The sequence below is a fragment of the Rhodococcus opacus B4 genome, assembly GCF_000010805.1.
Lineage (GTDB): Bacteria > Actinomycetota > Actinomycetes > Mycobacteriales > Mycobacteriaceae > Rhodococcus_F > Rhodococcus_F opacus_C.
Map to the genome: position 1 here is coordinate 5,980,312 of NC_012522.1, position 12,121 is coordinate 5,992,432.

Below are 12,121 nucleotides of genomic sequence, written 5' to 3' on the forward strand. Positions count from 1 at the left end.
GGGGATCCGGAAAAATTACCTGGTCATCGCTGGTTTGCCGCACCGAGTTCGGGGCACCCCCACGGTAGGGATTGGTTCTATTTCTAGGAGGTGGGTGATGACGACACCAGGTATGTCGATCGACAGACACCCTGATATCGCCGAGTTGCGGGCTCGCTACGACCGAGTCTCGGAACAGCCGATGACGCAGGTCACCGAGGGCCTGATGTTCATGGCGGGCCTCTACATGGCGGCGTCGCCCTGGATTATCGGGTTCGCCAGCCAGTCTGGCCTGGCGATGTGCAATTTGCTGTCGGGTATTGCAGTGGCACTGCTCGCGGTCGGTTTCACGTCGGCCTACTCACGCACGCACGGCATGGCGTTCGTCGCGCCGCTGCTCGGACTGTGGATGATCGTCAGCCCGTGGCTGGTCGTCGGAGTTACCACCACGGCGGGAATGATCTGGTCGAACGTGGTCTGCGGCATCGTCGTGTGTCTGCTGGGTCTCGGTATCACCGCCATGGGAATGGCGGACGGCGGCATGAGGATGAGGAGGAGGTAGACACGCACGTGCCCGCATGGGGATGGGGCACGAGCCGAAGAAGCGCCCGCCGGATCCGGTGGGCGCTTCGACTGTGTTCGGCTAGTTCTGTTTGAGGAACGCGTCGTGCTCCTCGTGGGCGCGTCTGATGAGGTCCATGAGGGCGGTTTCCTCGCGGATTATCTTCTTGAATTTCGGGTCGAGCTTCTTGATTTGCTGTTCCTCGTTGATCAGCCTGTCGTACATGCGTTCGCGCTCGGACAGGTCGGCGGTGTAGTCGAGGTCGAGGTAGTTGACCGCGTGCCGGCGGGCGCCGGCGATGGCGGACTGCGCCCTGCCCCGCTTGCTGGTGAGCGAGGCGATGACGGTGATCACGAGGATGCCGATGATGACACCGAGGGACACGAAGGTGCTGATTTCGATGACGTTGACGGGTTCGCCGTCGTTGACGAACGGCAGGTTGTTCTCGTGCAGCGCGTGCAGGATCAGCTTGACTCCGATGAACGCGAGGATCGCGGCCAGTCCGAACGACAGGTAGATGAGGCGGTCGAGGAGACCGTCGAGCAGGAAGTACAGCTGACGCAGACCCATCAGCGAGAACACGGTGGCGGTGAAGACGACGAAGACGTTCTGGGTGAGGCCGAAGATCGCGGGAATGGAGTCCAGCGCGAACAGGATGTCGGTGCCGCCGATCGCGACCATCACCAGCAGCATCGGCGTCATCGCCCGCTTGCCGTTCTCGACGGTGAAGAGTTTGTCACCGTCGTAGTGCTCGGTGGTGTGCATGAACTTCTTCGCGATCCGGATGATGAAGTTGTCGGCCGAGTGCGACTCCTCGGTCTCGGGCCGCAGCAGGTTCCCGGCGGTGATCAGCAGGATGAGGCCGAAGAAGTAGAAGATCCATGCGAACGAGTTGATGAGCGCGGCGCCGAGAAAGATGAACGCGGTGCGGGCGAAGATCGAGAACACGATGCCGAACAGAAGGACCTTCTGCTGGTCTTCGCGCGGCACCCGGAAGCTGGACATGATGATGAGGAACACGAAGAGGTTGTCGACCGACAGCGCCTTCTCCGTCACGTAGCCGGCGAAGTACTCCGTGCCCATGTCGACGCCGCCGAAGATCAGCACGGCGACACCGAAGAGCAGCGCGAGCCCGATGTAGATCGACGACCAGATCGCCGCTTCCTTCAGCGTCGGGATGTGCGCGTGGCGTACGTGGAAGAAGTAGTCGAACGCGAGCAGAGCGACGATCACGACGATCGTCACAGTCCAGGCGAACGGAGTCACATGCATCGTCTCTGCCTTTCAGCCGAAGCGAACGCGCCTGTTCGTCAGCGTAGTCGCGCGCGGGGGCGCGACTTGGCAGAACTGCCGCGGACGCCGGGGCGGCACACCTGCTGCCGCCCCGGCGACCGGGCCTATCCTCGGTCGCCGAACACCGTCCGGTGCCAGTCCTTCCTGGCGGTACCGGTGATGTCGGACATGACGTGCTTGACGTTGGTGTACTCGTCGAGCGAGTACGTCGACATGTCCTTGCCGTAACCGGACGCCTTGTACCCGCCGTGCGGCATCTCGCTGATGATCGGGATGTGGTCGTTGATCCACACGCAGCCGGCCGCGATCTCGCGGGAGGCGGTCTGCGCCCGGTACAAATCCCGGGTCCATGCCGACGCCGCCAACCCGAAGTCGGTGTCGTTCGCCAGGGCGATCCCGTCCGCATCGTCGTCGAACGGCAGGACGACGAGAACCGGGCCGAAGATCTCCCTCTGCACGATCTCGCTCGACTGGTCGGCGCCCACGACGAGCGTCGGCTCGTAGTAGAAACCGGATGCGAGGTCGCCGCCGGGAACGGAACCGCCGCGGACGATCTTCGCCCCGGTGTCGCGGGCGCGGTCGACGAACCCGGCGACGTGCTGCTGCTGTCGCCGCGACACCAACGGACCCATGTCGGTGCTCGGATCGGACGGATCACCGAGTCGGACGGTGTCCATGAGCGATGCCACTCCGGCGACGAAGTCGTCGTACAGCGGGCGCTGCACGTACGCGCGGGTGGCCGCGGTGCAGTCCTGACCCGAATTGATGAGCGCACCGGCGACGGCGCCGTTGACGGCCGCCTCGAGATCGGCGTCGTCGAACACGACGAAGGGGGCCTTGCCGCCCAGTTCCAGGTGGAGTCGTTTACCCGCGGCGGCGGCCGCGATCTGCCGTCCGACGGGCGTCGATCCGGTGAAACTCACCATGCTCACGTCCCGATGCGACACCAGCGACGCCCCGGTGGTCGCCCCGTGGCCGGTGATCACGTTGACGACCCCGTCCGGCATTCCGGCGCGGGACGCGGCCTCCGCGAAGAGCAGCGACGTCAGGGGAGTGATCTCCGCCGGCTTGAGCACGATGGTGTTGCCGGCGGCGACGGCGGGCAGGATCTTCCACGCCGCCATCTGCAGCGGGTAGTTCCACGGCGAGATCGACCCGATCACGCCGACGGGTTCCCGGCGGATGCTGGACGTGTGGTCGGGCGAGTACTCACCCGACGCCTTGCCCTCCAGATTGCGGGCCGCGCCGGCGAAGAACGACACGTTGTCGATCGACCCGGGAACGTCGAACTCGGTCGACAGCTTGATGGGCTTGCCGGCCTGCCGGGTTTCGGTGGACGCGAGGTCGTCGGACATCTCCGTGAGTTCGGCCGCCCACCGGGTCAGGACGGCGGAACGCTCGCCCGGACTCGTCGTCGACCACTCCGCGTACGCGGTCTTCGCGGTGGCCACCGCGTCGTCGACGTCCTCGGTGGACGCGTCGGTGCGTGAGGAGATCACCTCACCCGTGGCCGGGTCGAGCACCTCGTACACCTCGGCGGCCCGGCCGTCCCGGTAGCGGCCACCGACGTACATCCCGGGCAGATCCTGGTGGTTCACAGCAGCGTCCAGGCTTCGGTGAGGACGCTGCGCAGGATGGTTTCGATTTCGTCGAATTCGGTCTGCCCGCAGATCAGTGGGGGTGCGAGCTGGATGACCGGGTCGCCGCGGTCGTCGGCCCGGCAGTACAGGCCGGCGTCGAACAGGGCGGTGGAGAGGAACCCGTGCAGGATCCGTTCGGCCTCGGCGTCGGTGAACGTTTCCTTGGTGGCCTTGTCCTTGACCAGTTCGATGCCGTAGAAGAAGCCTTCGCCGCGCACGTCGCCGACCATCGGCAGGTCGGTGAGCTTGTCGAGGGTGGCCCGGAATGCCGGCGCCTGCTCGGCGACGTGGGCGTTGAGGCCTTCGCGTTCGAAGATGTCCAGGTTCGCCAGCGCGACCGCCGCGGAGACGGGGTGGCCGCCGAAGGTGTAGCCGTGCGCGAACATCGACTGCCCGTCGGCGAACGGTTCGAACAACCGGTCGGAGGCGATCATCGCCCCGATCGGCGAATACCCGGAGGTCAGGCCCTTGGCGCAGGTGATGATGTCGGGGACGTATCCGAAGTCGTCGCACGCGAACATCGACCCGATCCGGCCGAACGCGCAGATCACCTCGTCGGAGACGAGCAGCACGTCGTAGTCGTCGCAGATCTGCCGGACCCGTTCGAAGTAGCCGGGCGGGGGTGGGAAGCAGCCGCCGGCGTTCTGGACGGGTTCGAGGAAGACGGCGGCGACGGTGTCGGGGCCCTCGAATTCGATGGCCTCGGCGATCCGGTCGGCGGCCCAGATCCCGAACGCCTCCGGGTCGGTGTCCAGCGGTGCGGGGGCGCGGTAGAGGTTGGTGTTGGGGACCCGGAACGCGCCGGGGGTGAGCGGTTCGAACGGGGCCTTCAGGGCGGGGATCCCGGTGATGGCGAGGGCGCCTTGGGGGGTGCCGTGGTAGGCGATGGAGCGGGAGATGACCTTGTGTTTGCCGGGTTTGCCGACCTTCTTGAAGTATTGTTTGGCCAGTTTCCAGGCGCTTTCGACGGCCTCGCCGCCGCCGGTGGTGAAGAAGACCCGGTTCAGGTCGCCGGGGGCGTAGCCGGCGAGGCGTTCGGCGAGTTCGATGGCCGGTTCGGTGGCGTAGGACCAGAGCGGGAAGAAGGCGAGTTGTTCGGCCTGTTTGGCGGCGGCCTCGGCGAGCTCGGTGCGGCCGTGTCCGGCCTGGACGACGAACAGCCCGGACAGTCCGTCGAGGTAGCTCTTACCGGACGCGTCGAAGATCCGGGCACCCTCGCCGCGGGTGATGATCGGCGGGGTGATGTTCTCCCCGTGCCGGGAGAAATGACCCCACAAGTGGCGGCGGGCGGCCGTCTCGAGGTGCGTGGTGCTGGGCGAAGTGGTGGTAACCGTAGTCATCGGGTTCCCCAATCATATTGCTGTTTGACGAGTTTCAGGTACACCATCGTCTCGGTGCCGAGCACACCGGGAATAGTGCGGATTTCTTTGTTGAGCACGGTCAGCAGGTGGTCGTCGTTCTCGCACACGATCTCGGCGAGGATGTCGTAGGCGCCGGCCGTGAGCACCACGTAGTCGATCGCGTCGACGTCGGCGAGCTGGGCGGCGATCTCGGTGACGTCGCCCGAGCAGCGGATCCCGACCATGGCCTGGCGCGCGAATCCCACCTGCACGGGGTCGGTGACCGCGACGATCTGCGTGACACCGGTGTCGATCAGCTTCTGCACGCGTTGGCGTACAGCCGCTTCCGATAATCCGACGACCTTGCCGATGGCCGCGTACGACCGTCGACCGTCCTCCTGAAGTTGCTCGATGATCTGCTTGGACACGGGATCGAGAGAAGTGGGCTGCTCAGACATGGTCGAATCCTCCCTTGCTCGTCGTGTCGAAGACAATCGGCTCGGACATTGTCGGAAACTATCGCCTCTTCCCGGTGACGAAAGTGCTCATTGCTCTGGCACCTTCACTTCCGTGTCGGCGGTGAGGGTGCGTCCGCGGAAGAAGTTCTTGGTGCCGGTCGCGAAGCACAGCAACATCAGGGGAATTCCGACGACCAGCATGCCGACGCCGAGGACGAACACGCCGCCGAACGGGCCGAAGGCGGTGAAGCCGTAGTCGGGACGCAGCATGTCGACGGCGCTCTGCACGAAGGCCCACGTCATGCACAGGGCGCCGAGCAGCGGAAAGATGCCGCGCATGAACAGGTTACGTGCAGAGTCGAACAGGGTTCGCCGGAAGTACCAGACGCAGGCGTAGGCGGTGATGCCGTAGTAGAACGCGACGGCGAGCCCGAGCGACGCCACCGAATCCTGCAACGCGTTGGAACTGGCGAACGACAGCACCAGGTAGAACAGCAGCGCTGCCGCCCCCATGACGAGGGTTCCGAAGCCGGGTGTCATGTAACGCGGGTGCACGGAGGAGAACCGTTTGGGCAGCGCCTCGTACACCGCCATCGACAACGTTCCGCGGGCGGTCGGGAGGATCGTGGTCTGGGTCGAGGAGAGCGCGGAGATCGACACCGTCAGCATCAGCAACGAGGCCGCCACCGGACCGGCGACCGGCCCGCCCAGCGTGGTCAGCACGTCGTCGACGTTCTCGGGATTGTTCAACCCGATGCCGGTGTCCCCGAACCCGGCGAACGACTGGACGGCGTAGCCGACCAGGACGTACGTGGCCACGAGGATCACCGTGGTCAGCACGGCCGCGCGTCCCGGTGTCCGCTCGGAGTCCTTGGTCTCCTCACCGACGGCCAGGCAGGCGTCCCATCCCCAGTAGATGAAGATGCACAGGATGATGGCCTGCGCGGCACTCGACATCGAGACGCCGGTCGGGATGATCCAATCGAGTTCCGGGGTGATCGCCTGCGGGCCGGCGGTGCCTCCGAACACCTTCGACAGGGCGAGGACGCTGACTCCGATCAACACGGTGAACTGCACGGCGATCAGCACATTCTGCAGCCGTTCGCTGATGAGGATGCCGCGGAAGCTGACGTAGGTCATGGCCGCGATGAAGAAGCATCCCAGCATCACCTTCGCGGTGAGCGACTCCGCAGCCGCGTGCAACCCGAGAACCTCGAACAGGTAGATCGCCGCGATCTCCGCGGTGTTGGCGAGGACGATGATCGCGGACACCGCGAGCCCCCATCCCGCCATCCAGCCGATCCACGGACCGAACGCTTTGGTGCCCCAGGTGAACGACGTCCCGCAGTCCGGGGTGTCGCGGTTGAGTTCGCGATAGGCGAACGCCGTCAGCAGCATCGGAATGAAGGCGACGAGGAACATCGACGGCGCCTTGTCGCCGACCGCCAGCACGACATAGCCGAGCGTCGCGGCGAGGCTGTAGGCCGGCGCGACCGACGACAGCCCGATGACGGTGTTGCCGATCAAACCCAGTGCGCCGCTGTTGAGCCCCTTCGCGGCGGGTTCCTGGGTTTTCGTGAGCGGGGTCTTCAAGGGTGGAGGTTCGGCAATGCTCATTCATACTCCCTCGAGGTGTGCGGCAGCGGGTCGTGGTGCCCGGGCAGATGTGATGAAGGGGTGCAGTGGTTTTGGCGGTCAGTCGGATGCTGCGGCGACGAACACTTTGCGCAGCGTCTCGCGCACGATCCACCGGGTTTTCTGACCGGACCGCACGCGGACGACGCTTCCGGGAACGAGCTCGAGATCGGGGGTGCCGTCCTCGAATTGCACGGTCGCGTGGCCGCTGAGCACGACGAACACCTCGTCGATCTCGACATCGGACGAGATGCTGGGCTCGATCTCCCAGACGCCGACGGTGGTGCCGGCGAAGTCGCCGAGCACGCGTTCGCCGACTCTCGGGGCCGGCCCGTGGACCACCTGTTCGTCGGGTAGGCGGTGGTAGTCGAGGTTGGTGGTGCGCGCCTCGGTGTGTGGTCCGGATTGCCAGGCGACGACCCCGGTCACGAGTCGAAGCCCAATCCGACGGCGTCGAGGGCCTTGAGGAAGACGTTGCGCCGGCCCTCCGTGTGGTCGGCGCGGTCGAGCGACCACCGGGTGGCGTTGATGCCCGCTGCCGCCAACGGTTCGGGCGGGAAGGGGAGGGGCATGTCCTGCACCATCTTCAGGTCCGTCAGCGCCGTCGTCTCGCCGGACACCTTGTCGAGCATGACGTTCGCCGCGAAGCGGGAGGCGCCGACACCGAGACCGGTGAACCCGGCGGCGTAGGCGATCCGGCCCTTCGCCGCGGAACCGAAGAACGAGCAGAACCGGGTGGACGTGTCGATGACGCCGCCCCACCGGTGGGTGAACTCGAGACCCTCGAGTTGCGGGAACGTCGTGAAGAAGTGATTCGCGAGCCGAGTGTGGGACTCGGGGCGGTCTTCGAGGTCGTGGTGCATGCCCCGGTTGAAGTGGTAGATCGCGTCGTATCCACCCCAGAGGATCCGGTTGTCCCGGGTGAGGCGGTAGTAGTGGAACTGGTTGGACATGTCGGCGATGCCCTGTCGGGCAGTCCATCCCACGTCCGCGAGTTGCGCGTCGGACAGCGGTTCGGTCATCAGGACGTAGTCGTACACCGGCACCGTGTGCAGCCGATAGCGCTTCAGCAACGACGGAAAGGCGTTGGTGGCCAAAACGACTCGTCCGGCGGACAGGGTCGCGCGCGCCGTCCGCACGCCGACGCGGGTCGACGACCGGGAGTGGGCGAGGTCGAGAACCTTGGTGTGCTCGTAGATGTCGACGCCGTGCTCGGCGCAGGCGCGGCCGAGTTCGGCGGCGAGCTTGGCCGGGTGCACCAGCGCGGTCGACTCCCTGTCCCACACGCCGGCCAGGTACGTCGGCGAGTTCACCTGCGCGCGCATCGCGGGCCCGTCGAGCACCGTGGTGGTGGCGTCCGACGGAGTGTCGAGTACCTCCTGCGCCTGGTAGTCGGCGATGGCGACGGAGATGGCGCCGTTCCGTTCGAAATCGCAGTCGAGGCCCAGGGTGTGGACCGTCTTCTCGATGGCGTCGAGGTTCTCGAGGCCGAGTGCCTCGAGGGTGTCGAACTCGTCGGGCCAGCGTCGACGGCCGTTCTCGCTGCCGTGGGTGAGGCTGGCCTCGACGAATCCGCCGTTGCGGCCGGAGGCGGCCCATCCGATGGTCTCGCCTTCCACGAGGGCGACGGACAGGTCGGGGTGGCGCTGCTTCGCGAGGAGCGCGCTCCACAGTCCGGTGTATCCGCCGCCGACGACCACCAGGTCGTAGGCGGCGTCGGCGGTGGCGGACGGGTAGGTGGGGGTGTCGGCAACGTCCTCGATCCAGAACGGTGACAGTCGTGTGCGGCGGAGCGCATTTTCGACGACCTTGGCGTTCGGGGGATTCTTCTCGAACACTGTCTGCTGCATGGAGCACCTTTGTTGGCGGAATGACCGGAGAGTGGCGTGTGAGGCACGTCACCGTGGTCTCTATCCTGACGCGGGCACGCCACTATTTCAATAGCGATCGACGAAAATCTTTGCGGATTCAGTTGTCGATGCGGCTATTGGGTACTGAATCGGTTGTTGTGGGACGTTTTATACCGAGGGGTCGCTAGCGACGCGCGAACGTGCCGACGTGCAGGGAGACCGAACGGACGGGGCTGATCCTGGCCTCGTCGCCGGACTTGACGGCGTGCACGGTGCCGAACTCGACGGTCTCGTCGGGGTAGCTGCCCGCGAACGCGTAGACGTAGTAGGTGCCGGCCACCGCATCACCCGGGACGGTGTAAGAGACGGCTTCCTCCAGTACCTCGCCGGGTTGCAGGTCGACGTCGACGGGCCCGAAGAACGGGTCGCTGGTGCGGCCGTCGGGGGAGACTGCGCTCACCCACACCTGGCCGGCGTACGGACGGTCCGCGGGTGCTTCGACGAGCATCGTGGCGTCGACGGGTCCGCCGTCCGCCGGCAGCGTCAGGTCGGAGTCGCCGCTCAGCGTGACCCGCACGGGCAGGTCGGTGTCGGGGTTCGCCGGTCCGGTCGATGCGGGCGATCCGTCGCCGACCTCGGGCCACCCGTTGGCCCACACGATCCGGTCGATCATCCCCTCGCGTCGCCGCGCGCCGCTGGGCAGATCCCGGTTGTCGCGCGGAATGGCGTGGTACACGATCCAATCCGATCCGGCGTCGTCGGACACCACCGTGTTGTGGCCCGGGCCGGCCCACGGTTCGCTGCCGGCGAGGATGAGGGCGCCGCCGCCGTCGTTCAGGTCCTGCCCCTTGCGGTCGAGGTAGGGGCCGGTCAGCGACTCCGACCGGCCGACGAGGACGCGGTAGGCGGTGTCGGCGCCGTTGCAGCAGTTGCCGGCCGACAGGAACAGGTAGTAGTAGCCGTCGTGGAATTCGACGTATGGGCCTTCGAAGCGTTCGTCCGCCACCCGCACGGGTTCGCCGGCCGCCGCCGTCCCGTCCGCGCTGAGCGGGATGGCGTGGACGCCCTGGAAGTTGCCGACGAACATCGTCTTCGTCGTGCCGTCGTCCCACACGAACGGGTCGATGGTGCCGCCGACGCCCACGTCGTGGGCGCAGAACACCGGACGCCCGAGGTCGTTCCACGGGCCGGTGGGGCGGTCGGCGGTCGCGAGGCCGACGCACGGGTTCGACTCGTCGTAGAGGGAGTAGTAGAGGCTGTACTGCCCGCCGGTTTCGAGGACGTTCGGCGCCCACGCGAGCTTGCCGTCCGGGTGCCACGCGGGTCGGTCGGGGAAGACGTCGCCGAGGTACATCCAGTCCATGAGGTCGGCGGACTTGAAGATCGACATGTTGTGCATGCCCTGGCCGTCGCCCCAGTCGTCGGCCGTTGTGTACATGTAGAACATGCCGTCGGACGCGCGGAGGACGCTCGGGTCGGCGGCCACGGGTTGCACGATCGCCTCGGCCGTTGCCGACGGGGCAGGCGTGACCATGAGGACGAGAAGCGTCAGCGTCGTCACGACCCATCCCCGTGGCCGGCGCCGGGTTCCGGACGTGTGCAGCGCAGCAGCGTCAGTGTTCACGCGTCACTCCCAAACCTCGCCCGCCCGGAATGCGCCAATCTATAAGGGTGAGGTGGAGGTCAAGAGTGATTCAGGCTCGCCTTTGCCGGACTGCAACCGAACCGTGTTCTGCCGAGGGTGACCGGCGTCAGGTCGTCGGTTCGAGCAGAACGAGAGGGATCTCGCGGTCCGTCTTCTTCTGGTAGCCGGCATACCCCTTGTAGGCAGCGGTCACCTGCGGCCACAGACGGGCCCGTTCCTCGGCGTTTGCCACGCGAGCGCGCATCGACTGCGCGGGCTTGCCCTGCAGCGACAGCTGGACCACCGGATTGGCCTGCAGGTTGAGGAACCATGCCGGGTGGCGGTCGTCGCCGCCGCGTGAGGCCACCACGACGAGCGTGTCGCCTTCCTGCACCGGGACGGTCAGCATGACGCTGTGCACCTTCCCGGACTTGCGGCCGACGGTGGTCAGCTCCACCGCCGGCATCTTGCCGAAACTCTTTCCCACCCGCCCGCCGGTAATGCGCAGCACCGCGCGGTGGGCGGCGTTCATGAACTTGAGTCCGCGATCCGAAGGCATGGCTCGAGCGTAACGGGATCGGCGCTCACGCGACGTGACTCGCAGCTTGGACGACATGCTGTCGCTACTCCATCGACCCGCGCTTTGGTGCGCTAACGATCAGTGACAGCGGACCCGGGACGAGAGGACGATGAAAACAGACCAGTCTCCATTCTTCGGTCGCCATCTCGATGGGGAAGTGCGTCGATGGGGAAGTGCGCCGGGGCAGGTCACAGCCGGTTCGTTCACCAACAGAGGGATGATCACCATGCCAGTCGTCGAGCAGTCCGTCGTCATCGCCCGCCCCGCATCGGAAGTATGGGAATTCCTCGCCGACGCGGCGAATTGGCCGTCGTGGGAAGCGTCGATCGTCGAGTGCGAGCAGGTCACCGACGGGGAGCTCGGGGTGGGCACCCGGTGGCGCGGGGTGAACCGAATCCTGGGTAAGCGAATCGACTGGGGGACCGAATTCGTCGAGCATCAGCCCGGGAAGGTGGCCACGTCCAAGTCGGTGGAAGGCAGGCTCGGTTTCACGGCGACGACGAAGCTCGAGGAGGTCGACGGCGGAACCCTGTTCACCTATCGCGTCGATAGCGAAAGCGGTCTCGGCGGGGTCTTCGGCAAGCTGGCGGACCCCATCGTCGCGAAGGCGTACTCCCGCACGATGCGGGCGAGCCTGGATAACCTCGCAGACCTGCTCACCGTCGACAGCTGACCCGTGACGTGAGTATCGACCCCGCGCGTTCCGAACCTGGTGACCGTGGTCCCGCGGAACGAGACCACGAAGACGGTCGTGGGCCTACGGGCGGTCCGCGGTGTGCGGTCGGGGGACGAGTTCGAACCAGGCACTGATCCCACCTTGTAGGTGCGGATCCGGATAACTGAGCGCAAGGCCCTGCTGGTCGAAAGTGTCGAACCATTCCTTCCAGGCGATGTGCTCGAGACCCGAGTCGACTCCGTGCAGGTCGATTCGGAGCACGTCGCCGGCGGTGGTGTGAGGGACCCGGGCGGGGGTGCCGTGATGGGTTTGGACCCACTGCCGGATTTCCTCGTGGTCTGTGGTGAGGTGCGTGTGTGTGGTCATGAGATCGATCCTGCTGTGTCGCTACACGATGTCACCGCCGCGGGACGCGGCGGCCTCGGATGCGGGGTCGGCGGCGGGAACATTGCCTGCATACCCATTGCGGCCAGGTTCAATCAAG

At 66.2% G+C, this 12,121-nt stretch carries 12 protein-coding genes; 2 read left to right on the forward strand and 10 right to left on the reverse strand.

Annotated features, from left to right (window positions below):
* The first annotated feature begins 97 nt into the window (after positions 1-97).
* A complete protein-coding gene (locus ROP_RS27240; protein WP_015889238.1) occupies positions 98-541 on the forward strand; it encodes an SPW repeat protein in 444 nt (147 codons plus the stop codon).
* An 81-nt stretch (positions 542-622) separates the two neighbouring features.
* Here ROP_RS27240 and ROP_RS27245 read toward each other — a convergent pair whose 3' ends face one another.
* From ROP_RS27245 to ROP_RS27285, 9 genes are all read right to left on the reverse strand, one after another.
* The gene (locus ROP_RS27245; protein ID WP_015889239.1) at positions 623-1,813 is read right to left on the reverse strand and encodes a TerC family protein; all 1,191 of its coding nucleotides are present in this window, start codon (positions 1,811-1,813) and stop codon (positions 623-625) included.
* A gap of 125 nt (positions 1,814-1,938) precedes the next feature.
* A complete protein-coding gene (locus ROP_RS27250; RefSeq protein WP_015889240.1) occupies positions 1,939-3,432 on the reverse strand; it encodes a gamma-aminobutyraldehyde dehydrogenase in 1,494 nt (497 codons plus the stop codon).
* A complete protein-coding gene (locus tag ROP_RS27255; protein ID WP_015889241.1) occupies positions 3,429-4,814 on the reverse strand; it encodes an aspartate aminotransferase family protein in 1,386 nt (461 codons plus the stop codon). Before ROP_RS27255 ends, ROP_RS27250 begins: the two co-directional genes overlap by 4 nt.
* A complete protein-coding gene (locus ROP_RS27260) occupies positions 4,811-5,272 on the reverse strand; it encodes an Lrp/AsnC family transcriptional regulator (protein WP_015889242.1) in 462 nt (153 codons plus the stop codon). Before ROP_RS27260 ends, ROP_RS27255 begins: the two co-directional genes overlap by 4 nt.
* Positions 5,273-5,359: 87 nt before the next feature.
* Complete coding sequence (locus tag ROP_RS27265) at positions 5,360-6,889, reverse strand: APC family permease (protein WP_043825406.1); 1,530 nt, start codon at positions 6,887-6,889, stop codon at positions 5,360-5,362.
* A 78-nt stretch (positions 6,890-6,967) separates the two neighbouring features.
* Complete coding sequence (locus tag ROP_RS27270; RefSeq protein ID WP_015889244.1) at positions 6,968-7,336, reverse strand: cupin domain-containing protein; 369 nt, start codon at positions 7,334-7,336, stop codon at positions 6,968-6,970.
* Positions 7,333-8,757 carry an NAD(P)/FAD-dependent oxidoreductase gene (locus ROP_RS27275; RefSeq protein WP_015889245.1) on the reverse strand — a complete coding sequence of 475 codons (1,425 nt, stop codon included), beginning with the start codon at positions 8,755-8,757 and terminating at the stop codon, positions 7,333-7,335. Before ROP_RS27275 ends, ROP_RS27270 begins: the two co-directional genes overlap by 4 nt.
* Positions 8,758-8,941: 184 nt before the next feature.
* Entirely contained in the window at positions 8,942-10,381 is a 1,440-nt protein-coding gene (locus ROP_RS27280) for a family 43 glycosylhydrolase (RefSeq protein WP_015889246.1), read from the reverse strand.
* A gap of 127 nt (positions 10,382-10,508) precedes the next feature.
* Positions 10,509-10,940 carry a nitroreductase/quinone reductase family protein gene (locus ROP_RS27285; protein WP_015889247.1) on the reverse strand — a complete coding sequence of 144 codons (432 nt, stop codon included), beginning with the start codon at positions 10,938-10,940 and terminating at the stop codon, positions 10,509-10,511.
* A 238-nt stretch (positions 10,941-11,178) separates the two neighbouring features.
* Here ROP_RS27285 and ROP_RS27290 point away from each other — a divergent pair, with 238 nt between their 5' ends.
* Positions 11,179-11,634: an SRPBCC family protein gene (locus ROP_RS27290; protein ID WP_080512528.1), complete on the forward strand. Its 456-nt coding sequence runs from the start codon at positions 11,179-11,181 to the stop codon at positions 11,632-11,634.
* An 84-nt stretch (positions 11,635-11,718) separates the two neighbouring features.
* Here ROP_RS27290 and ROP_RS27295 read toward each other — a convergent pair whose 3' ends face one another.
* Positions 11,719-12,003 (reverse strand): hypothetical protein, encoded by a 285-nt coding sequence (locus tag ROP_RS27295; protein ID WP_015889249.1) that lies wholly within the window; start codon positions 12,001-12,003, stop codon positions 11,719-11,721.
* Positions 12,004-12,121: the final 118 nt, after the last annotated feature.

What these genes read in the sequence shown, in the direction of transcription:
- ROP_RS27245 (WP_015889239.1), bottom strand. Translation starts at nt 1,813, where the DNA reads ATGCATGTGACTCCGTTCGCCTGGACTGTGACGATCGTCGTGATCGTC.
- ROP_RS27265 (WP_043825406.1), bottom strand. Translation starts at nt 6,889, where the DNA reads ATGAGCATTGCCGAACCTCCACCCTTGAAGACCCCGCTCACGAAAACC.
- ROP_RS27255 (WP_015889241.1), bottom strand. Translation starts at nt 4,814, where the DNA reads ATGACTACGGTTACCACCACTTCGCCCAGCACCACGCACCTCGAGACG.
- ROP_RS27285 (WP_015889247.1), bottom strand. Translation starts at nt 10,940, where the DNA reads ATGCCTTCGGATCGCGGACTCAAGTTCATGAACGCCGCCCACCGCGCG.
- ROP_RS27260 (WP_015889242.1), bottom strand. Translation starts at nt 5,272, where the DNA reads ATGTCTGAGCAGCCCACTTCTCTCGATCCCGTGTCCAAGCAGATCATC.
- ROP_RS27290 (WP_080512528.1), top strand. Translation starts at nt 11,179, where the DNA reads ATGATCACCATGCCAGTCGTCGAGCAGTCCGTCGTCATCGCCCGCCCC.
- ROP_RS27275 (WP_015889245.1), bottom strand. Translation starts at nt 8,757, where the DNA reads ATGCAGCAGACAGTGTTCGAGAAGAATCCCCCGAACGCCAAGGTCGTC.
- ROP_RS27240 (WP_015889238.1), top strand. Translation starts at nt 98, where the DNA reads ATGACGACACCAGGTATGTCGATCGACAGACACCCTGATATCGCCGAG.
- ROP_RS27295 (WP_015889249.1), bottom strand. Translation starts at nt 12,003, where the DNA reads ATGACCACACACACGCACCTCACCACAGACCACGAGGAAATCCGGCAG.